This window comes from Rhodoferax potami, from assembly GCF_032193805.1.
GTDB lineage: Bacteria > Pseudomonadota > Gammaproteobacteria > Burkholderiales > Burkholderiaceae_C > Allorhodoferax > Allorhodoferax potami_A.
In genome coordinates this window covers 1,505,279-1,525,214 of record NZ_JAVBIK010000001.1, presented here as the reverse complement: position 1 = coordinate 1,525,214, position 19,936 = coordinate 1,505,279, and the positions used below count along the sequence as shown (strand labels likewise).

General features: G+C 57.9%; 19 protein-coding genes and 4 tRNA genes. 21 read left to right on the top strand and 2 right to left on the bottom strand.

Features of this window, described 5'->3' with window-relative positions:
- Window positions 1–696, top strand: a complete 696-nt coding sequence (gene gph / locus RAE19_RS07235) for a phosphoglycolate phosphatase (RefSeq protein WP_313876192.1) — start codon at window positions 1–3, stop codon at window positions 694–696.
- A gap of 33 nt (window positions 697–729) precedes the next feature.
- Here gph and RAE19_RS07230 read toward each other — a convergent pair whose 3' ends face one another.
- The gene (locus RAE19_RS07230; protein ID WP_313874255.1) at window positions 730–2,259 is read right to left on the bottom strand and encodes a methyl-accepting chemotaxis protein; all 1,530 of its coding nucleotides are present in this window, start codon (window positions 2,257–2,259) and stop codon (window positions 730–732) included.
- A 160-nt stretch (window positions 2,260–2,419) separates the two neighbouring features.
- On the bottom strand, window positions 2,420–3,001 hold the full coding sequence (locus RAE19_RS07225) for a chalcone isomerase family protein (protein WP_313874254.1): 582 nt from the start codon (window positions 2,999–3,001) through the stop codon (window positions 2,420–2,422).
- 388 nt (window positions 3,002–3,389) lie between these two features.
- On the opposite strand from RAE19_RS07225, the gene RAE19_RS07220 reads away from it, so the two are divergent.
- The 20 genes from RAE19_RS07220 (at window position 3,390) to rpoB (ending at window position 19,923) form a co-directional block, all read left to right on the top strand.
- Window positions 3,390–4,907 (top strand): anthranilate synthase component I family protein, encoded by a 1,518-nt coding sequence (locus tag RAE19_RS07220; protein WP_313874253.1) that lies wholly within the window; start codon window positions 3,390–3,392, stop codon window positions 4,905–4,907.
- Window positions 4,904–5,236: a chorismate mutase gene (locus RAE19_RS07215; RefSeq protein ID WP_313874252.1), complete on the top strand. Its 333-nt coding sequence runs from the start codon at window positions 4,904–4,906 to the stop codon at window positions 5,234–5,236. Before RAE19_RS07220 ends, RAE19_RS07215 begins: the two co-directional genes overlap by 4 nt.
- A complete protein-coding gene (locus RAE19_RS07210; RefSeq protein WP_313874251.1) occupies window positions 5,233–5,808 on the top strand; it encodes an anthranilate synthase component II in 576 nt (191 codons plus the stop codon). The genes RAE19_RS07215 and RAE19_RS07210 overlap by 4 nt, the downstream gene beginning before the upstream one ends.
- A 67-nt stretch (window positions 5,809–5,875) precedes the next feature.
- Window positions 5,876–6,958 (top strand): low-specificity L-threonine aldolase, encoded by a 1,083-nt coding sequence (gene ltaE / locus RAE19_RS07205; protein WP_313874250.1) that lies wholly within the window; start codon window positions 5,876–5,878, stop codon window positions 6,956–6,958.
- A 15-nt stretch (window positions 6,959–6,973) separates the two neighbouring features.
- Window positions 6,974–7,636, top strand: coding sequence for a LysE family translocator (locus RAE19_RS07200; RefSeq protein ID WP_313874249.1), 663 nt, complete (start codon window positions 6,974–6,976; stop codon window positions 7,634–7,636).
- Between the two features lie 10 nt (window positions 7,637–7,646).
- Entirely contained in the window at window positions 7,647–8,690 is a 1,044-nt protein-coding gene (gene trpD / locus RAE19_RS07195; protein ID WP_313874248.1) for an anthranilate phosphoribosyltransferase, read from the top strand.
- A gap of 15 nt (window positions 8,691–8,705) precedes the next feature.
- Window positions 8,706–9,494 (top strand): indole-3-glycerol phosphate synthase TrpC, encoded by a 789-nt coding sequence (gene trpC, locus RAE19_RS07190; protein WP_313874247.1) that lies wholly within the window; start codon window positions 8,706–8,708, stop codon window positions 9,492–9,494.
- A gap of 5 nt (window positions 9,495–9,499) precedes the next feature.
- Window positions 9,500–10,234, top strand: coding sequence for a uracil-DNA glycosylase (locus tag RAE19_RS07185; RefSeq protein WP_313874246.1), 735 nt, complete (start codon window positions 9,500–9,502; stop codon window positions 10,232–10,234).
- Window positions 10,235–10,343: 109 nt separating this feature from the next.
- Window positions 10,344–10,429 (top strand) — tRNA-Tyr (locus RAE19_RS07180).
- Between the two features lie 34 nt (window positions 10,430–10,463).
- A tRNA-Gly gene (locus tag RAE19_RS07175) sits at window positions 10,464–10,537 on the top strand.
- Between the two features lie 60 nt (window positions 10,538–10,597).
- A tRNA-Thr gene (locus RAE19_RS07170) sits at window positions 10,598–10,672 on the top strand.
- Window positions 10,673–10,758: 86 nt separating this feature from the next.
- Entirely contained in the window at window positions 10,759–11,949 is a 1,191-nt protein-coding gene (gene tuf / locus RAE19_RS07165; RefSeq protein WP_313874245.1) for an elongation factor Tu, read from the top strand.
- Between the two features lie 12 nt (window positions 11,950–11,961).
- A tRNA-Trp gene (locus tag RAE19_RS07160) sits at window positions 11,962–12,037 on the top strand.
- 103 nt (window positions 12,038–12,140) lie between these two features.
- On the top strand, window positions 12,141–12,524 hold the full coding sequence (gene secE, locus RAE19_RS07155; protein WP_313874244.1) for a preprotein translocase subunit SecE: 384 nt from the start codon (window positions 12,141–12,143) through the stop codon (window positions 12,522–12,524).
- Window positions 12,524–13,111: a transcription termination/antitermination protein NusG gene (nusG, locus tag RAE19_RS07150; RefSeq protein ID WP_313874243.1), complete on the top strand. Its 588-nt coding sequence runs from the start codon at window positions 12,524–12,526 to the stop codon at window positions 13,109–13,111. The genes secE and nusG overlap by 1 nt, the downstream gene beginning before the upstream one ends.
- Before the next feature lie 131 nt (window positions 13,112–13,242).
- Window positions 13,243–13,674 carry a 50S ribosomal protein L11 gene (gene rplK, locus RAE19_RS07145; protein ID WP_313874242.1) on the top strand — a complete coding sequence of 144 codons (432 nt, stop codon included), beginning with the start codon at window positions 13,243–13,245 and terminating at the stop codon, window positions 13,672–13,674.
- Entirely contained in the window at window positions 13,675–14,370 is a 696-nt protein-coding gene (gene rplA, locus RAE19_RS07140) for a 50S ribosomal protein L1 (protein WP_313874241.1), read from the top strand.
- 226 nt (window positions 14,371–14,596) lie between these two features.
- Window positions 14,597–15,124: a 50S ribosomal protein L10 gene (rplJ, locus tag RAE19_RS07135; RefSeq protein WP_313874240.1), complete on the top strand. Its 528-nt coding sequence runs from the start codon at window positions 14,597–14,599 to the stop codon at window positions 15,122–15,124.
- Window positions 15,125–15,166: 42 nt separating this feature from the next.
- Window positions 15,167–15,541 carry a 50S ribosomal protein L7/L12 gene (gene rplL, locus RAE19_RS07130; protein ID WP_313874239.1) on the top strand — a complete coding sequence of 125 codons (375 nt, stop codon included), beginning with the start codon at window positions 15,167–15,169 and terminating at the stop codon, window positions 15,539–15,541.
- 269 nt (window positions 15,542–15,810) lie between these two features.
- On the top strand, window positions 15,811–19,923 hold the full coding sequence (gene rpoB, locus RAE19_RS07125) for a DNA-directed RNA polymerase subunit beta (protein ID WP_313874238.1): 4,113 nt from the start codon (window positions 15,811–15,813) through the stop codon (window positions 19,921–19,923).
- Window positions 19,924–19,936 lie beyond the last annotated feature (13 nt).

Genomic DNA, 19,936 nt, shown 5'->3' with positions numbered 1-19,936 from the left:
ATGTTGGATTGGCCCCGGTCAAATGTAGATGCCGTGATCGTGGACCTGGACGGAACCATGGTGGACACGCTGGGTGATTTTGTACAGGCTCTGCAGCGCATGGTGGCAGATCTGCCGCTGCCGTACCGGGATTTTGTGGTGGAACAAGCCTTGGTCGAGCGGCTGGTGGGCAAAGGCTCGGAAAACTTGATAAAAGGCCTTCTGGCGCACATTGATCAAGGGGTTGCCGCTACTGATAACGTAGCACTTTTTGAACAGGCATGGGCGTCTTACCAGCATCACTATCGGGCGATCAACGGACGCTACTCTGAGGTTTACCCCGGAGTTCGTGATGCGCTGGCCGGCTGGCAGCAGGCGGGGCTACCCATGGTGTGCGTGACCAACAAGCCGGCTGCGTTTGCGCGCGACTTGCTGCAAGAGAAAGGCCTTGCGCCATTTTTTCCACTCGTAATTGGCGGCGACACGGTAGCCCGGAAGAAGCCGGACCCCATGCCTTTGTTGCACGCCTGCGAGCGACTCGGCACCGTGCCGGGGCGCACCCTCATGGTGGGAGATTCGAGCAACGATGCGCAAGCCGCACGGGCCGCAGGCTGCCCCGTGTTGCTGGTCAGTTACGGCTACAACCATGGGGAACCGGTGGATCAGGTCGACGCGGATGCAGTGGTCGACCGCCTGACGCAGCTGCGCTGGATCTAGAAAACGCCCGGCCGGAACAGGCCGGGCGGCGGTTCAGGTGGCGAGCCTGAAGACGGTGGCCACGCCCACCAATTCCTTGGCCTGCTCTTTCAGCCCCGACGCAGCGGCGGCCATTTGCTCGACCAAGGCAGCGTTTTGTTGGGTCGCCTCATCGATCAGGGTGACCGCGTGCCCCGCTTGGCTGACGCCAATGCGTTGCTCGTGACTGGCATTGCTGATGTCGCTCACCATGGTGCTGACCTCCCGGATGGCGTTCACCACCTCCGCCATGGTGTGGCCCGCTTGGGCGGCCTGGCTGCTCCCGAGGGCCACTTGCTCCACGCTGGCGTTGATCAGGCTTTTGATTTCTTTGGCGGCCTCGGCACTCCGGCCGGCCAAGCTGCGGACCTCTGCGGCCACCACCGCAAAACCGCGGCCTTGCTCCCCGGCCCGGGCTGCCTCGACTGCCGCATTCAGGGCCAGAATATTGGTCTGGAACGCGATGCCGTCGATGACCCCGATGATTTCTGAAATACGGCTCGATGCGGTGTGAATGCCTTTCATTGTCTCGACCACTTTGCCCACCGCGTCTCCACCGCGCGAAGCAACCTCCGAGGCGCTCACTGCGCGCTCATTCGCTTGCGCTGCACCCTCGGAGCTGCGGCTCACTGTCGCGCCTAATTCATCCATGGACGCTGCGGTTTCTTGTAAGGCGCTGGCCTGCTGTTCGGTGCGGAGCGACAGGTCGTGATTGCCATGGGCAATCTCCGCACTCGCGTGGGACACGTTTTCCGCGCCTTGCCGTACTTTGGTGACCAGTGTGGACAGGTTGGTCTGCATGGTTTGCAGGGAGCGCAGCAAATGGGCGATTTCGTCTTGCCCCTCGGGGTAAAGGGTTGCCGTCAAATCGCCGCGGGATACCTTGTCTGCGGCACTCACAGCCTCTCTCAAGGGGCGCACAATTTGCCGGCTCATCCAAATGCTGCCGGCAAAACCGATCAGGGTGACGAGGGTCATGACCCCATAGGCCAAAGCGCTTCCGCGCGAGGCTAGCGCGCTCGCGCTCTCGGAGGCCAGGGCTTCTTCTTCAGACAGGTGTTTGCGCAGGGTGATCAACAGACCGGCGGACTCCCGGTCTTTGCCGCGGGCGGCTTTGTCACCCACGGTGGCATCGAAACCACTTACCTTGAACGCCATGAAAGCACTCTCATAGGCCTTGGCGGTGCTGCCCATGGCGGCCGATAGCCGTGTGGTGAGGTCGCGGCTGGTGCTGTCGTCCATTTCGCGGCTCAGGGCGTCCACACCTTCAATGACCTTTGCCATTTCTTTTTGGTGCGCGGCCCAGTAGAGGTCGAGGTCTTTCGGGTTCTTTCCGCGCAGCAGCACGTTTTTCCACTCCTGGATAGCGACGGAAAACTGTCCTGCGATGTCGGCCGCCTTTTTATTGGCTTCGACGTGGCGCAACACGTCGATCCGGTAGGTGTCTACCGCATGGTTGAGTGTTCGTATGCCAAACACGCCCCCCATGAACAGCAATACCAAAGCCAGTACAAATGCCAGTGGCAGTTTCAAACTGAGTTTCACGTGTGTCTCCCAAGGCTGCAAGAGGGGATGGAGGTGGCGCACCCAATCTAACGCGCCGCCGTGACTTTGTCACCTTGATTTGCGGTGTTTGATGGGCGGCACAAGAAAAAAGGCCGGTACGTTTCCATACCGGCCTGTGAGGCTTGGAGTAAAGCGGAACTTATTTCTGGCCGAGCAGGGCCTCTTTCAGTTTGAAGTCGGCCGGTGAGGGGCCGAACCAGATGGACATGATGGCCTTGTAGAACTCAGGCTCCTTGAAGGGCTCGCCCTGGACTTTGCCTTTGGCGGTCACGACCATGCCGGTGCCCGGTATCCAGTCGAGATAGATCACATCCCCTGGGACAAGCACTTTGTTCACCGTAAAGATGTCGCCCATGCGGATCAGACCCGGCACCAGCTTGGACATTTCGTTTTTCGGTACGTTGTCTTCCACCCCGCGCGTCAGCAACTTGCCGAAGGGACCGGCTTCGATTTCGCGGACGAACGTCATGCTCAGGCGCTTGGGCCCGGGCGCTGCAATCAGTTCATCGAGGGAGCTGACCTTCTGGCTGGTGTAGAGCTCGCCGACATAGACCTTGAACACGGCTTTAAAGCGGGTGCCTGCGCCGTTGAGCTGCAGTTTGCTGCCGGCCAGTGTGATGCTGTCTTCGATTTTGACGCCATGGATTTCCGTTGCCGCAACAGCACTCGTTGCTGCACAAGCCGCTAGCAGCCACGTGGAAAAAAAATGTTTCAATGTCATGGAGGCCTTAAATAGAACGGTCGTTCTTTTTTCTAAATTCGATTGTGCATTTGTGGAACCGAACGCGCATCAGGGTTTTTGCGGGTAGCCCCGTTTCTTTGTGGTCCGGTTCCCTGGCGTGTTTGCTACACTGGGTGCCTATGTTTATCCACCACATCAGCAGAACAGGTTTGAGCGACCGGGGGGCCTGGCCCTGGCGTACCTTGTCTGTTGTGCCTGGGCTCTGATACCTGCCGGCCGCATATAGCGGCCACTGCGCACGGTTTTTGGGCTTTGCGCGATCAAGTGGCACGGATTCCCCTCCGATCTATTGCGCGCACCTTTTTCGAGTTGGCAGCTTCGCGTGCCAGCTCCCCGTGAATAGATTGTTTGAGAGGCACAGCCCCCGATGACTGAATCCGAATTTTTGGCCCTGCAGGCGCAAGGCTACAACCGCATCCCTTTGAGCATCCAGGCTTTTGCGGACCTGGAAACCCCACTTTCCGTATACCTCAAGCTCGCCCGTAATGCTGGGGAAGCCGAACCTGCTGCCAACAGCTTTTTGCTGGAGTCGGTGGTGGGCGGCGAGCGCTTTGGCCGCTACAGCTTTATCGGGTTGCCTGCGCGCACCCTGGTGCGAGCCAGTCATTTTGGCGCTGATGTCCGGACCGAAGTGGTCACCGATGGCGTGGTGGTGGAAACCTCGGCGCTCAACCCCCTCGACTTTATTGCGCAGTACCAGCAGCGCTTCAAGGTGGCGCTGCAGCCCGGCATGCCGCGTTTCTGCGGTGGTCTGGCAGGGTACTTTGGCTACGACGCCGTGCGCTATATCGAGAAAAAGTTGCAGCACAGCTGCCCGCCGGATGAGCTGGGCACGCCTGACATCCTGCTCTTGCAGTGCGAAGAGCTGGCGGTGATTGACAACTTGTCGGGCAAGCTGCACCTGATGGTGTACATGGATCCGGCTTTACCCGGCGCGTATGCCGCAGGCCAAGCGCGCTTGGCCGAGCTACGTGCCAAGCTGGCGCAGGCCGTGAGCGCGCCGGATATCAAGCCCGGTCAGTCCTTCGAGCCTCAGCGCGATTTTGCTAAGGCGGACTACATTGCCGCCGTGGAGCGCGCCAAAGAGCTGATTGCCGGTGGCGATTTCATGCAGGTGCAGGTGGGGCAGCGCATCAAGAAGCGCTACACCGCATCGCCCCTGAGTCTGTACCGTGCCCTTCGCACGCTGAACCCCAGCCCCTACATGTATTTCTACAACTTTGGGGACTTTCAAGTGGTGGGCGCTTCGCCGGAGATTTTGGTCCGCCAAGAGCAAATCACCGTGGGCGACAAGCCCGGTACCAAAGTGACCATCCGCCCCCTGGCCGGCACCCGCCCGCGCGGTGCCACCCCTGAGCTGGACAAGGCGGCCGAGGTGGAGTTGATCAACGACCCCAAAGAGCGCGCCGAGCATGTGATGCTGATCGACCTGGCCCGCAACGACATCGGCCGCATTGCCGAAATCGGCTCTGTGAAGGTGACCGATGCTTTCATCGTCGAGCGCTATAGCCATGTGATGCACATCGTGAGCAACGTCGAGGGCACCCTGAACGCCGGCATGACCAGCATGGACGTGCTCAAGGCCACTTTCCCGGCCGGCACACTCACCGGCGCACCCAAGGTGCACGCCATGGAGCTGATCGACCAGCTGGAGCCGATCAAGCGCGGCATTTATGGTGGCGCCTGCGGTTATCTGAGCTACGCGGGCGACATGGATGTGGCGATTGCCATCCGCACCGGCATCATCAAAGACCAGATGCTGTATGTGCAGGCCGCAGCCGGCGTGGTGGCCGACAGCGTTCCTGAGCTGGAGTGGAAAGAAACCGAGGCGAAGGCCCGTGCATTGCTGCGCGCCGCCGAACTGGTGGAGGAGGGACTGCAATGAGCCTGCTACACAAAGACCTGCCCCAGGCCCGGCACTGCGACACCATGGCCGAGGTGCGCAGCCATATCGACGCCCTCGATGAGCGGATCACCGCCTTGCTGGTCGAGCGGACCCACTACATGAGCCAAGCGGCCCGTATCAAGCAGGATGTGACCAAAGTGCATGACCAGGAGCGGATTGAATTCATCGCCGCCCGGGTGCGCCGTATGGCTACCGAGCTGGGTGGGCAGCCTGATGTGCTGGAAGCCGCCTACCGCGCCCTGATGGACGCTTCGATTGCATTTGAGCACCGGGAGTTTGCCCGTTTGCGCCAAGGAGAAACCGTATGAAACTCGTGATGATCGACAACTACGACTCGTTCACTTTCAACATCGTGCAGTACTTCGGTGAACTCGGTGCCGAGGTCGAGGTGTTCCGCAACGACGAAATCACCCTCGAAGGCATTGCCGCACGCGGCGCCGACCGGCTGGTGATTTCGCCCGGCCCCTGCTCACCCAACGAGGCAGGGATTTCGGTGCCCGCGATCCGCCATTTCATGGGCAAGTTGCCGATTCTGGGTGTGTGCCTCGGGCACCAGAGCATTGGCGCAGCCTTGGGTGGCAAGATCATCCGCGCGCAGGAGTTGATGCACGGCAAAACCAGTGTGATCACCACCACGCAAGAAGGCGTTTTCGCCGGTCTGCCCGAGAGGTTCACCGTCAACCGTTACCACTCGCTGGCGATTGAGCGCGCGAGCTGCCCGCAAGAGCTGGCGGTCACCGCGTGGACGGATGATGGCGAGATCATGGGGGTGCGCCACAAGAACCTGCCGCACGCGGTGCGCATGGAGGGGGTGCAGTTCCACCCCGAGAGCATCCTGACCGAGCATGGCCATGCCATGCTGAAGAACTTTCTGCAATAAACCGGTAGGCGGGCAGCTATTGTTTTAATAGCTACTCGCGCATATTCCATAAGCGCTAGAGGCTCAAATGACTCCTATTGTTGACTTGCGTAGCGACACCGTGACCCGCCCGACCGCCGCCATGCGCGAAGCCATGTGGGCCGCGCCGGTGGGCGACGATGTGTTTGGCGATGACCCCAGTGTCAATGCGCTGCAGGACAAGCTGGCTGCATTGCTTGGTTTCGAGGCGGCGCTGTTCATGCCCACCGGCACCCAAAGCAACCTGTGCGGCCTGATGGCGCATTGCGGCCGGGGTGACGAGTACATCGTCGGTCAAATGGCCCACACCTACCGCTATGAGGGCGGTGGTGCTGCGGTGCTCGGCAGCATTCAACCGCAGCCGCTCGCGCAAGATGCGGGCGGGCAAATGGCGCTGGCCGACATTGCGGCTGCCATCAAACCCGATGACTGCCACTTCGCCCGTACCCGCTTGCTGTGCCTGGAAAACACCTGGAACGGCAACCCCATGCCTGCGAGTTACCTGGAGCAGGCAACCGCACTGGCGCGGGAGCGTGGTCTCGCGGTGCACCTGGATGGCGCGCGCCTGTTCAATGCGGCGGTAGCTACCCGTCAAGCGGGTGAAACCGCCCTGGCGTCTGCCCGCCGGATAGCGGGTTACTTTGACAGCGTGTCGGTGTGCTTCAGCAAGGGCTTGGGTGCGCCTGTGGGATCGGCTTTGTGTGGCAGCCGCGAGCTGATCGCCCGTGCCCACCGCATCCGCAAGATGGCGGGTGGCGGCATGCGCCAAGCGGGTTTTCTGGCGGCGGCGGCCAGCTTTGCGCTGGGCCACCATGTGGAGCGCTTGGCGGACGATCATGCGCTGGCACAGCGATTGGCTGCGGGCCTGCATGGGATCGACGGCTTAAAGGTGCGCTCGGCCAACACCAACATTGTGTTTGTCGACGTGGAGCAGGGCCGTGGCCCGGCTCTGCTGGCCCACTTGAAAGAGCGCGGCGTGCTGGCCACCGGGCTGATTGGTTTGCGCTTTGTGACCCACCTGGACGTGGACGCTGCGGGTATTGACCGCGCCATCGAAGCGGTGCGCAGCTTCTTTGCCCAGGCCGTGCCGTCCGCACCGGCTGCTGCGCTGCCCGGCGCCGCGGTCTACTAAGCGGAGGCGCGCGGGATGCTCGCAGAGCTGGGAATCGAGCACCTTGGTTTGTTTGTGCTGTCGGGCTGGTTGCTGAACCTGACCCCGGGCCCCGATGTGCTCTACATCGTGAGTAGCGCCCTGCGCAGCGGGGTGCGGGCAGGTATCGTGGCCGCGTTGGGGATCACGGCCGGTTGCTTTGTGCACATTGTGGCGGCCGGCTTGGGGGTGAGCGCGCTGATGGCGACCTCGGCCATGGCGTTCAGTGTGCTCAAGTGGGTGGGGGCGGCCTACTTGCTGTACGTAGGTGTGCGGCTGCTCCTGTCCAGGACACCGGATGCTATCAAAATAGAAGCGGGAAGCGAAGATTCTGTGATGGCTGGAGGCCTAAAATCTTTGTTTTTCAGAGGCTTTTGGACGAACGCACTCAACCCCAAAGTGGCGCTGTTTTTTCTGGCCTTTGTGCCGCAGTTCATTACGCCGGGCGCAGCCCATCCCACGGTGGCTTTTCTGGTGCTGGGGGTGCTGTTCAATCTCAACGCCATCCCGATCAATATCGGTTATGCCGTCCTGGCGGCTTGGGCCGCGCAGCGAACCGCTGCGATCCAGAGGGGCATGCATTGGCTCGACCGGCTGGCCGGCGCCTTGTTTGTCGGTTTCGGAATCAAATTGGCGCTGAGTGCAGCGCCCAAAGTCTAAGGAGTCTGTCATGCCGCACACCGTCAAAATCACCCCTCAAGAGGCCTTGCAGCGCACCATCGAACACCGTGAAATCTTTCACGACGAGATGCTGCACCTGATGCGCCAGATCATGTCCGGCGAGATGTCTCCCGTGATGATGGCAGCCATCATTACCGGCCTGCGCGTTAAAAAGGAAACCATCGGCGAAATTACCGCCGCCGCGCAGGTGATGCGCGAGTTTTCTACCAAGGTGGAGGTCGCGGACAAAACCAATCTGGTGGACATCGTGGGCACGGGCGGCGACGGCAGCCACACTTTCAACATCTCCACTTGCAGCATGTTTGTGGCCGCTGCGGCAGGCGCCAAGGTCAGCAAGCATGGCGGGCGCAGCGTGAGCAGCAAAAGCGGCAGCGCCGATGTGTTGGAGGCATTGGGCCTGAACATCAACCTCAAACCCGAGCAGATCGCCCAGTGCGTGGCGGAGCAGGGTATCGGCTTCATGTTCGCGCCGAACCACCACCCTGCCATGAAGAATGTGGCTCCAGTGCGCAAGGAAATGGGTGTCCGCACCATCTTCAACATCTTGGGCCCGCTGACCAACCCGGCCGGCGCCCCCAACATCCTCATGGGCGTGTTCCACGCTGATTTGGTGGGTATCCAGGTGCGCGCTTTGCAGCGCTTGGGCGCGGAACACGCTATCGTGGTCTACGGCCGTGATGGCATGGACGAGGTGAGCTTGGGCGCCGGCACGCTGGTGGGTGAGCTCAAGAACGGCGAAATCCGCGAATACGAAATCCACCCCGAAGACTTCGGCATGGTCATGGCCAGCAACCGGGCCCTGAAGGTGGAAACCGCTGAGGACTCCAAAGCCATGTTGATGGGCGTGCTGAACAACCAAAGCGGGCCGGCCAAAGACATTGTGGTCTTGAATGCCGGTGTCGCACTTTATGCCGCCAATGTGGCGGAATCTATGGAAGCCGGCATCAAGCTGGCGCAAGCTGCTATCGAATCAGGAGCGGCGAAGGCCAAGCTGGATGCGCTGGTAGCCTTGAGTGCCCGGCTGGCGAACTAAATAACAGGAAATATCATGAGCGACATTCTCGACAAAATCGTAGCCGTTAAGCACCAGGAAGTGGCGGCCGCTATCCGCCGTAAATCATTGGAGATCGTGCGAGCCGACGCGGAATCGCGGGTGCTAACACGCGACTTCGTGGGTGCGCTGCGCAGCAAGATTTCAGCAGGCAAACCGGCGGTGATTGCCGAGGTGAAAAAGGCCAGTCCTTCCAAGGGCGTGATTCGGGAAGACTTCATTCCTGCGGATATTGCGCAGAGCTATGCAGAGCATGGCGCGGCGTGTTTGTCGGTACTGACCGATGTGCAGTTTTTTCAGGGCGAGGTGGACTACCTGAAGCAAGCGCGCGCCAGCTGCCAGTTGCCGGTATTGCGCAAAGATTTCATGGTCGATCCCTATCAAATTTATGAATCGCGCGCCATGGGCGCTGACGCCATCCTGCTGATTGCTGCGTGCCTGGACGATGCGCAAATGAAAGACTTGGAAGCAATTGCTCTCAGCCTCGATATGGCGGTGCTGGTGGAGGTCCATGACCAAGCCGAGTTGGAGCGTGCCTTGAAGCTCAAAACGCCGCTGCTGGGCATCAACAACCGCAATTTGAAAACGTTCGAAGTGACGCTGGACACCACGCTCGCCTTGCGGGCCATGGTGCCGGCGGACAAGCTCTTGGTAACCGAGAGCGGCATTCACACCCGGGACGATGTTTTGCGCATGGGCGCCGCCGGTGTGAACGCATTTCTGGTGGGCGAGGCGTTCATGCGGGCGCCAGAGCCCGGCGAGGCGCTGGAAGCGCTGTTCGGCTGACCCGCATGCAGTTTTCGCTGCTGCCGGATGACGGGGGCGGGCCCGCTTTTGCGAACTCGCAATTGCAGTCTGCTGATCCCGGGCGGTGGCCGGTTCATCCGAGTTGGCAGGCCGTCACCGATCCATTTTTCTCGGGCGCGGTTGGCCAAGGGCTGCTCGCATTCCTCAGGCAGCGTTTGGCGGCGGGCGCGGTCATTTTTCCTCCGCAGCCAATGCGTGCCTTGGAGCTCACGCCGTTGAAATCCGTCAGAGTGGTCATCCTCGGGCAAGACCCCTACCATGGCCGCGGCCAAGCGGAAGGTCTTGCTTTTTCGGTGGCGCCCGGAGTCGCTGTCCCACCTTCTTTGCGCAATATTTTCAAAGAACTGGCGCGCGAGCCTCTCGCGCTCGATAGCTGCTTTCTCATGACGCAGGGCAGCCTGTTGTCGTGGGCAAGTCGGGGTGTCTTGCTGCTCAACACCTGCTTGACGGTGGAGGAGGGGAAGCCCGCGAGCCATGCACGCCGCGGCTGGGAGACTCTGACGGATGCAGCCATCAGCGCGGTATCGGGTGCCCCAGGCCGTGTGATTTTCATGCTCTGGGGGGCGCATGCTCAAAGCAAGCGGACGCTGATAGACGAGACTCGCCATACCGTGTTGTGCGCGAATCATCCCTCGCCACTTTCTGCCTTGCGTCCACCTGTTCCCTTCATCGGGTGTGGACATTTTTCCGAGGCAAACCGGATCTTGTCCGAAGAGTGATTCGTCCCGGATGCTGGGCGCTCAAGAACTATTTCAGTGCAATTTGCAAAAAAAACAGCGCGAAGGTGACGCGTTGGAATAAAGCTGGCATAATCCGGGGTTCACCGAAGGAGAGGTGGCCGAGTGGTTAATGGCAGCAGACTGTAAATCTGCCCTCTTACGAGTACGCTGGTTCGAATCCAGCCCTCTCCACCAGTGACTTGAAAGACTGTTAGATTGGCGGGCCTGTGCGGGGTTCGTATAGTGGTAATACCTTAGCCTTCCAAGCTAAAGCGAGGAGTTCGATTCTCCTACCCCGCTCCAAAGTCGCAAGTTGCTGTGTTTGTTGTGTTGAAATATCAAGGTTTGCGCAAGCAAATCTTTGCCCTTTTGGCTCAGTGGTAGAGCACTCCCTTGGTAAGGGAGAGGTCGCGGGTCCGATTCCCGCAAAGGGCACCAATTTTGGCGTTGCCGCTGGCATGCTTGTGATGGCGGTAGTACGGCGATAGTTATTTGTTTGAACCTATTACTTTTCGGAGCTAAGCATGGGTAAAGAAAAATTCACACGTACCAAGCCACACGTCAACGTTGGCACCATTGGTCATGTGGACCACGGCAAGACCACACTGACAGCGGCTATCACCACTGTGTTGGCAGCCAAGTTTGGTGGATCCGCCAAAGCGTACGACCAGATCGACGCAGCACCTGAAGAAAAAGCACGCGGCATTACCATCAACACTGCACACGTTGAGTACGAAACCGCCAACCGCCACTATGCACACGTGGATTGCCCCGGGCACGCTGACTATGTGAAGAACATGATCACTGGCGCGGCACAAATGGACGGCGCTATTCTGGTTTGCTCCGCAGCTGACGGCCCAATGCCCCAGACACGTGAGCACATCTTGTTGGCTCGTCAAGTGGGCGTGCCTTACATCATCGTGTTCCTGAACAAGTGCGACATGGTTGACGACGCTGAGTTGTTGGAACTGGTCGAAATGGAAGTTCGCGAACTCCTGTCCAAGTACGACTTCCCAGGCGACGACACCCCCATCATCCACGGTTCCGCCAAGCTCGCCATGGAAGGCGACAAGGGTGACCTGGGCGAAGGCGCGATCATGAAGTTGGCTGACGCACTTGACTCCTACATCCCCCTGCCAGAGCGCGCAGTGGACGGCGCATTCCTGATGCCCGTGGAAGACGTGTTCTCGATCTCCGGTCGCGGCACCGTGGTGACAGGTCGCGTTGAGCGCGGTATCATCAAGGTTGGCGAAGAAATCGAAATCGTTGGTATCGCCGACACACAAAAGACCACCTGCACAGGCGTCGAAATGTTCCGCAAGCTGCTCGACCAAGGTCAAGCAGGCGATAACGTCGGTATCCTGTTGCGCGGCACCAAGCGCGAAGACGTGCAGCGCGGCCAAGTGCTGTGCAAGCCCGGTTCGATCAAGCCACACACCCACTTCACTGGCGAAATCTACGTTTTGTCCAAGGACGAAGGCGGACGTCACACTCCTTTCTTCAACAACTACCGTCCCCAGTTCTACTTCCGTACTACGGACGTGACCGGTGCGATCGAGTTGCCAGAAGGCAAAGAAATGGTGATGCCTGGTGACAACGTGTCCATCACTGTGAAGTTGATCAACCCCATCGCCATGGAAGAAGGCCTGCGTTTCGCTATTCGCGAAGGCGGTCGTACCGTGGGCGCCGGCGTGGTTGCCAAAATCATCGCGTAAAGGAAAGTCTGTAGGGGTATAGCTCAATTGGCAGAGCGTCGGTCTCCAAAACCGAAGGTTGTAGGTTCGATTCCTACTGCCCCTGCCACCGAAACAGAATTCGGTGGATAACCAAGAGCCCGCTACCGTGTAGCGGGCTTCAGCGTCTTAAGGTCGCTGAAACCGAATGCAAGCAAACGCGAAAAAATAACATGGCATCGACTCAAATTGAAACCGTCAACACGGGCGCAGACAAGTTCAAGCTTGCTGCGGCTGTGGTGTTGTTGTTGGCGGCATTGGCTGCCTTTTATCTATTGGGCAAGCAAGGTCAGGTTGCGCAATGGGGTGCTTTGTTGGTTGGACTTGCGTTGTCTGCTGCCGCCTTCTTTTCTTCGGAATCCGGGCGCCAGTTGATTGCATTCGGGCGCGACGCATGGCGTGAAGTAAAAAAAGTGGTCTGGCCTGAGCGCAAAGAAGCCATTCAGATCACGGCTTACGTTTTTGGATTTGTGTTGATCATGGCAGTGTTCTTGTGGCTGACTGACAAGACGCTGGAGTGGCTCTTTTACGACTTGATCCTGGGATGGAAGAAATGATGACTGACGATGTGCTAGTTCCCGCTGCGGAAGCGGCTGCGTCTGCTGCCAATCCAGATTTGCGTTGGTACGTGGTTCATGCGTACTCCGGCATGGAGAAGGCCGTGGAGCGCAATATTTTGGAGCGTATCCAGCGCGCTGGCATGCAATCCAAGTTCGGTCGCATCCTGGTTCCCATGGAAGAGGTCGTCGAAGTCAAAAACGGCCAAAAGAAAACCACTGAGCGCAAGTTCTTTCCGGGCTACGTCTTGGTTGAGATGGTCATGGATGACGATACATGGCATTTGGTCAAGCACACGAACAAAGTTACAGGGTTTGTGGGTGGTGCTAAAAACCGCCCAGCGCCTATTTCTGAGTCTGAAGTGATGAAAATCGTCAATCAGATGCAAGAAGGTACTGACAAGCCCCGACACAAGATTGAGTTTGTGGTCGGTGAGTTTGTTCGGGTGAAGGAAGGTCCTTTTACCGACTTCAATGGTTCAGTGGAAGATGTGAACTACGAAAAGAGCAAGGTGCGCGTTTCGGTCACTATCTTTGGTCGCTCTACTCCGGTCGAACTGGAGTTTTCTCAAATCGAGAAGACCTGACAATTTTTGGCGCATCGCGCCGCGACTTAAAGTGTTTTTCGACTCGGCACTTTAGGTAACTTTTGAGTCGCTAGCCCCGGGGAGCTGAGACCAGTTGCTGGTTTGAGGCGTTTGACCCGTCAGGAGAAATCATGGCAAAGAAGATTGTCGGCTTTATCAAGCTGCAAGTACCGGCCGGTAAGGCCAACCCATCCCCACCTATTGGCCCCGCATTGGGTCAACGTGGCCTGAACATCATGGAATTCTGCAAGGCATTCAATGCCCAGACCCAAGGTGTTGAGCCAGGTCTGCCACTGCCTGTGGTGATCACCGCATTTGCTGACAAGAGCTTCACTTTTGTTATCAAAACTCCACCTGCAACAGTCTTGATCAAAAAGGCTATCAAGTTGGACAAGGGTTCTGCCCGTCCCCACGTAGACAAGGTTGGCAAGATCACCCGCGCACAGCTGGAAGAAATCGCAAAGACCAAGATGAAGGACATGACTGCCGCCGACCTCGACGCTGCTGTTCGTACTATCGCTGGCTCTGCCCGTTCCATGGGCGTGAATGTGGAGGGCGTGTAAATGTCCAAGCTGACTAAAAAACAAAAGACCCAAGTGGGCAAAATCGACAGCCTCAAGCTGTACGCATTGACTGATGCTTTGGCTTTGGTCAAGGAATTTGCTAACGCAAAGTTCGATGAGTCCATCGACGTTGCAGTGCAACTGGGGATTGATGCTAAGAAGTCTGATCAAGTAGTTCGCGGTGCTGTTGTGTTGCCTAACGGCACCGGCAAGACAAAGCGCGTTGCTGTGTTTGCTCAAGGTGCTAAGGCTGAAGAAGCTAAAGCCGCCGGTGCAGATGTGGTTGGTATGGACGACCTCGCCGCCATGGTGAAGGCTGGTGACATGCCTTTCGATATCGTGATTGCTGCTCCTGATGCGATGCGTATCGTGGGTACATTGGGTCAGATCCTTGGACCACGCGGTTTGATGCCTAACCCCAAGGTTGGCACAGTGACTCCAGACGTTGCTACAGCAGTGAAGAATGCAAAGGCTGGTCAAGTGCAGTTCCGCGTTGACAAGGCCGGTATCGTGCACAGCACCATCGGTCGTCGTTCGTTCGAAGCTGGCCAGTTGCAAGGTAACTTGGCCGCTTTGGTCGATGCTTTGAATAAAGCTAAGCCCGCATCTAGCAAGGGTCTGTACCTGCGTAAAGTGGCGGTGTCTTCCACGATGGGCGTTGGCGTTCGCGTCGACATCCAGTCTATCGCGGCGTAATCGTGAATTTGGGTTGGTCCTCGGGCCAATCCGATGTGGTGGGCCGGGGGTGCTGTTAAGGTGCAACCGGGCCATCCAAGACCGTTGGTGTGCCATAGGCACTTAATTTTTGCCAACGCAGATGGCGATCCCGCTGCAGATGGAATGAGAGTTCTGTTAACAGTTGGTCGCTGCAATGTGGAGCATGAGCAGCGTAAGTTGCAAAGTGCATTTAAAGGAGTAGACCTTGAGTCTGAATCGCAGTGAGAAAGAAGCGGTCATCAGTGATGTGACCGGCCTCGCCGCTAAAGCTCAAACGCTCGTGATCGCGGAATACCGTGGCATCACGGTCGCTGACATGACCAAACTGCGTAACACAGCACGCAGCGCTGGTGTGAGTCTGAGTGTGTTGAAAAACACCTTGGCCCGCCGCGCCGTTGCTGGCAGCGCGTTTGAAATTGTGTCCGACCAGATGACCGGTCCTCTGATCTACGGCTTTTCCGAAGACGCAGTGGCTGCCGCTAAGGTGGTTGCCGAGTTCGCGAAAACCAACGACAAGTTGGTGATCCGTGCTGGTGCGTACGGCGGTAAGGCCCTGGACGTGAACGGCGTGAAGCAATTGGCAAGCATCCCTTCGAAGGAAGTGTTGTTGGCTCAGTTGTTGGGCTTGATGCAGTCCCCCATTTCCCGTACAGCACGTGTGTTGTCGGCATTGGCGGAACAGCGTGGCGCTGGCGCAGCAGAAGCTGCCCCCGCAGAGGCAGCTGCAGCGTAATCGCTGCCTGTCTGTAGTAACCAATATTGTTAGGAAATCAAAATGGCATTCGATAAAGACGCATTTTTGACCGCGCTGGACAGCATGACGGTCATGGAACTCAACGACCTGGTGAAAGCCATCGAAGAGAAATTTGGTGTGAGCGCTGCTGCTATGGCTGCTCCTGCTGCTGCTGGTGGCGGTGCCGCTGCTGCTGCAGAAGAGAAGACTGAATTCAACGTTGTCTTGACAGACGCTGGCGCGAACAAAGTGTCCGTCATCAAGGCAGTGCGCGAAATCACTGGTCTGGGCTTGAAAGAAGCCAAGGACCTGGTTGACGGCGCACCTAAGGCAGTCAAGGAAGGCGTGTCCAAGGCTGACGCTGACGCTGCTAAGAAGAAGCTGGAAGAAGCTGGCGCTAAGGTCGAACTCAAGTAATCGACCGATTCGCATGGGCTGGAGGTTCGAAAAGAGCCTCCAGCCTTTGCCGCTTGTAGGCTCCGTATTAGTGTGCACAGGAAAGTAGTGACGAACTCCTTTCCTGTGTCTTCTGATCCGACTGCAGAAGATGCCTTGGTACGGGTCGCGTGCAACGCGTGACCGTCCGCCAATGATTGGTAGTGGCCAATCGCCAAGTCTGTTGAGAATGCTCAACGCGACAGTCGCCTAGGACCCCCAGGATTCCTCAGCCTTTGCCCGGAGATCTAATGGCTTACACATACACAGAACGCAAGCGAATTCGCAAAAACTTCGGTAGTCGCGATAGCGTGCTAGAGATCCCTTACCTGCTGCAAATGCAAAAAGACGCCTACACAGCGTTCTTGCAAGCAGATATCACACCGAAAAAGCGTACCGCCGAGGGCTTGCAAGCTGCCTTCGAAGCTGCTTTCCCGATCGTTTCGCACAACGGTTTCGTGGAAATGAAGTACCTCGAGTACAACTTGGCCAAGCCAGCTTTTGACGTTCGTGAATGCCAGACCCGTGGCTTGACCTATGCATCTGCGGTTCGTGCCAAAGTGCAACTGATCATTTATGACCGCGAGTCTTCGACCGGTCAGAACAAGGTGGTCAAGGAAGTCAAAGAGCAAGAGGTCTACATGGGCGAAGTGCCCCTGATGACTGGCAAGGGCTCTTTCATCATCAACGGTACTGAGCGCGTGATCGTGTCCCAGTTACATCGTTCCCCTGGCGTGTTCTTCGAACATGACAAGGGCAAGACCCACAGCTCGGGCAAATTGCTGTTCTCTGCGCGCATCATCCCGTACCGTGGTTCTTGGCTAGACTTTGAATTTGACCCCAAAGACTTGCTGTATTTCCGTGTGGACCGTCGCCGCAAAATGCCGGTCACGATCTTGCTCAAGGCCATCGGTCTGAACAATGAGTCCATCCTCGCCAACTTCTTTGTGAACGACAACTTCCGCTTGATGGACAGTGGCGCGCAAATGGAATTCGTGGCTGAGCGCTTGCGTGGCGAAGTCGCACGCTTTGACATCACAGATAAGTCGGGCAAGGTCATTGTTGCCAAGGACAAGCGCGTCACAGCACGTCACACCCGTGAACTGGAACAGTCCGGCACTACACACATCAGCGTCCCTGAAGACTTTTTGATTGGCCGCGTCGTCGCGCGCAATGTGGTCGACGGCGATACCGGCGAAATCGTGGCCAAGGCCAACGAAGAGCTTACAGAAGCACTCCTGAAGAAACTGCGCACTGCAGGTATTCAGGACTTGGCTTGCATCTACACCAACGAGTTGGACCAGGGCGCCTACATTTCGCAAACCCTGCGCACCGATGAAACGGTAGACGAGTTCGCAGCACGCGTGGCTATCTACCGCATGATGCGTCCCGGCGAGCCGCCCACAGAGGACGCAGTTCAGGCGCTGTTCCAGCGTTTGTTCTACAACCCCGATACCTACGATTTGTCTCGCGTGGGTCGTATGAAGTTCAACGCCAAGATGGGCCGCACGGAATCTACCGGCCCGATGGTGCTGACCAACGAAGACATCCTGGCTGTCGTCAAGATCTTGGTGGATCTGCGCAATGGCCGTGGTGACGTCGATGACATCGACCACTTGGGTAACCGCCGCGTACGTTGTGTGGGCGAATTGGCCGAGAACCAATACCGAACTGGTTTGGCGCGCATCGAAAAAGCGGTGAAAGAACGTTTGGGTCAGGCAGAGCAAGAGCCACTGATGCCGCATGACCTGATCAACAGCAAGCCGATTTCGGCAGCCTTGAAGGAATTCTTTGGCGCTTCGCAGCTGTCCCAGTTCATGGACCAGACCAACCCGCTGGCAGAAATCACCCACAAGCGCCGTGTATCGGCCCTTGGCCCTGGTGGTTTGACCCGCGAGCGAGCTGGCTTCGAAGTGCGAGACGTGCACGTGACCCACTATGGTCGCGTGTGTCCTATCGAAACTCCCGAAGGTCCAAACATCGGCCTGATCAACTCTTTGGCGCTGTACGCACGCCTGAACGAGTACGGTTTCATTGAAACCCCTTATCGCCGTGTGGTGGACAGCAAAGTCACCAATGACATCGACTACCTGTCTGCGATTGAAGAAGGCAAGTACGTTATTGCCCAGGCCAACGCGGCACTGGACAAGGAAGGTACGCTGACCGGCGACCTAGTGTCTGCACGTGAAAAGGGTGAATCCATTCTGGTGAGCGCTGACCGCGTTCAGTACATGGACGTGTCGCCTGCCCAGATCGTGTCGGTGGCTGCTTCTCTGGTTCCATTCCTGGAACACGATGACGCCAACCGCGCTTTGATGGGTGCCAACATGTCACGTCAAGCCGTGCCCGTTTTGCGTCCTGAAAAACCGATGGTGGGTACCGGTATCGAGCGCGTCGCCGCGGTCGACTCCGGCACTGTGGTGACAGCGACCCGTGGCGGTATCGTCGATTACGTCGATGCGACTCGAGTCGTGATCCGCGTAAACGATGCAGAAGCGCAAGCCGGTGAAGTCGGTGTGGATATCTACAACCTGATCAAGTATCAGCGTTCCAACCAGAACACCAACATCCATCAGCGCCCCATCGTGAAGAAGGGCGACAAGCTCGCCAAGGGCGACGTGATTGCCGACGGCGCATCGACTGACCTGGGTGAAATCGCCATTGGTCAGAACATGTTGGTCGCGTTTATGCCGTGGAACGGCTACAACTTCGAAGATTCGATCTTGATCAGCGAGCGCGTAGTGGCGGAAGACCGCTACACCTCCATCCACATCGAAGAACTCGTGGTGATGGCGCGTGACACCAAGTTGGGTGCGGAAGAAATTACGCGCGATATCCCCAACTTGAGCGAACAGCAGCTCAACCGTCTGGACGAGTCCGGCATCATTTATGTGGGTGCAGAAGTTCTGCCGGGCGACACCTTGGTTGGCAAGGTCACGCCCAAGGGCGAAACCACGCTCACTCCTGAAGAAAAGCTCTTGCGTGCGATCTTCGGCGAGAAGGCCAGCGACGTGAAGGACACTTCTCTGCGCGTGGATCAGGGCAGCTCCGGCACCGTCATCGACGTCCAAGTGTTCACCCGCGAAGGCATTCAGCGTGACCGTCGTGCACAGCAGATCATTGACGACGAGCTCAAGCGGTTCCGCCTCGACCTGAACGATCAGCTGCGTATCGTGGAAGCGGACGCATTTGACCGTATCGAAAAGTTGTTGACTGGCAAAGTCGCCAATGGCGGCCCGCAAAAGCTGGCCAAGGGCACCAAGCTCGACAAGGCTTACCTGACTTCTGTGGAGAAGTTCCACTGGTTTGACATCCGTCCTGCGGACGAAGAGGTGGCAAGCCAGCTCGAAAGCATCAAGAACTCCCTGGAGCAAACTCGCCACAGCTTCGACCTCGCTTTTGAAGAAAAGCGCAAGAAGTTGACGCAAGGCGACGAGCTGCCTGCAGGCGTGTTGAAGATGGTCAAGGTCTACATCGCGGTCAAGCGTCGCTTGCAGCCCGGTGACAAGATGGCCGGCCGTCACGGTAACAAGGGTGTGGTCTCCAAGATCACTCCTGTTGAAGACATGCCTTACCTCGCGGACGGTACACCGGTGGACATCGTGCTGAATCCTCTGGGCGTTCCATCGCGTATGAACATTGGTCAGGTGTTGGAAGTGCACTTGGGCTGGGCCGGCAAGGGCTTGGGTCAGCGCATTGGCGACATGCTGCAACGCGAAGCGGCCTCTACCGAGATCCGTGGTTTCCTGGAGCAGGTGTACAACAGCACCGGTCGCAAGGAAGACCTCGCTCAGTTGACGGACAGCGAAGTCCAAGACATGGCCAAAGAGCTGATTACCGGTGTGCCGTTCGCGTCACCCGTGTTTGATGGCGCTACCGAAAAAGAAATCGGTGACATGCTGCAGTTGGCGTATCCGGATGACGTGGCCAAGGCCAAGGGTTTGACCGCTACCCGCACACAAGCCCAACTGTATGACGGACGAAGTGGTGATGCTTTCGAGCGCACCACCACCGTCGGCTACATGCACTACCTGAAGCTGCACCACTTGGTGGACGACAAGATGCACGCCCGCTCTACCGGCCCATACAGCTTGGTGACCCAACAGCCGCTGGGCGGTAAGGCCCAGTTCGGTGGCCAGCGCTTCGGTGAAATGGAAGTGTGGGCGCTGGAAGCCTACGGTGCTTCTTACGTGCTGCAGGAAATGCTGACGGTCAAGTCCGATGACGTGCAAGGTCGTACCAAGGTGTACGAAAACATCGTCAAGGGCGAACACTCTATTGAAGCCGGCATGCCGGAATCGTTCAATGTGCTGGTCAAGGAAATCCGTTCCTTGGGCATCGACATTGAGCTGGATCGTTCTTAAAGACAAGGGAAAG

What these genes read in the sequence shown, in the direction of transcription:
- gph (WP_313876192.1), top strand. Translation starts at nt 1, where the DNA reads ATGTTGGATTGGCCCCGGTCAAATGTAGATGCCGTGATCGTGGACCTG.
- RAE19_RS07225 (WP_313874254.1), bottom strand. Translation starts at nt 3,001, where the DNA reads ATGACATTGAAACATTTTTTTTCCACGTGGCTGCTAGCGGCTTGTGCA.
- RAE19_RS07220 (WP_313874253.1), top strand. Translation starts at nt 3,390, where the DNA reads ATGACTGAATCCGAATTTTTGGCCCTGCAGGCGCAAGGCTACAACCGC.
- RAE19_RS07215 (WP_313874252.1), top strand. Translation starts at nt 4,904, where the DNA reads ATGAGCCTGCTACACAAAGACCTGCCCCAGGCCCGGCACTGCGACACC.
- RAE19_RS07210 (WP_313874251.1), top strand. Translation starts at nt 5,233, where the DNA reads ATGAAACTCGTGATGATCGACAACTACGACTCGTTCACTTTCAACATC.
- ltaE (WP_313874250.1), top strand. Translation starts at nt 5,876, where the DNA reads ATGACTCCTATTGTTGACTTGCGTAGCGACACCGTGACCCGCCCGACC.
- RAE19_RS07200 (WP_313874249.1), top strand. Translation starts at nt 6,974, where the DNA reads ATGCTCGCAGAGCTGGGAATCGAGCACCTTGGTTTGTTTGTGCTGTCG.
- trpD (WP_313874248.1), top strand. Translation starts at nt 7,647, where the DNA reads ATGCCGCACACCGTCAAAATCACCCCTCAAGAGGCCTTGCAGCGCACC.
- trpC (WP_313874247.1), top strand. Translation starts at nt 8,706, where the DNA reads ATGAGCGACATTCTCGACAAAATCGTAGCCGTTAAGCACCAGGAAGTG.
- RAE19_RS07185 (WP_313874246.1), top strand. Translation starts at nt 9,500, where the DNA reads ATGCAGTTTTCGCTGCTGCCGGATGACGGGGGCGGGCCCGCTTTTGCG.
- tuf (WP_313874245.1), top strand. Translation starts at nt 10,759, where the DNA reads ATGGGTAAAGAAAAATTCACACGTACCAAGCCACACGTCAACGTTGGC.
- secE (WP_313874244.1), top strand. Translation starts at nt 12,141, where the DNA reads ATGGCATCGACTCAAATTGAAACCGTCAACACGGGCGCAGACAAGTTC.
- nusG (WP_313874243.1), top strand. Translation starts at nt 12,524, where the DNA reads ATGACTGACGATGTGCTAGTTCCCGCTGCGGAAGCGGCTGCGTCTGCT.
- rplK (WP_313874242.1), top strand. Translation starts at nt 13,243, where the DNA reads ATGGCAAAGAAGATTGTCGGCTTTATCAAGCTGCAAGTACCGGCCGGT.
- rplA (WP_313874241.1), top strand. Translation starts at nt 13,675, where the DNA reads ATGTCCAAGCTGACTAAAAAACAAAAGACCCAAGTGGGCAAAATCGAC.
- rplL (WP_313874239.1), top strand. Translation starts at nt 15,167, where the DNA reads ATGGCATTCGATAAAGACGCATTTTTGACCGCGCTGGACAGCATGACG.
- rpoB (WP_313874238.1), top strand. Translation starts at nt 15,811, where the DNA reads ATGGCTTACACATACACAGAACGCAAGCGAATTCGCAAAAACTTCGGT.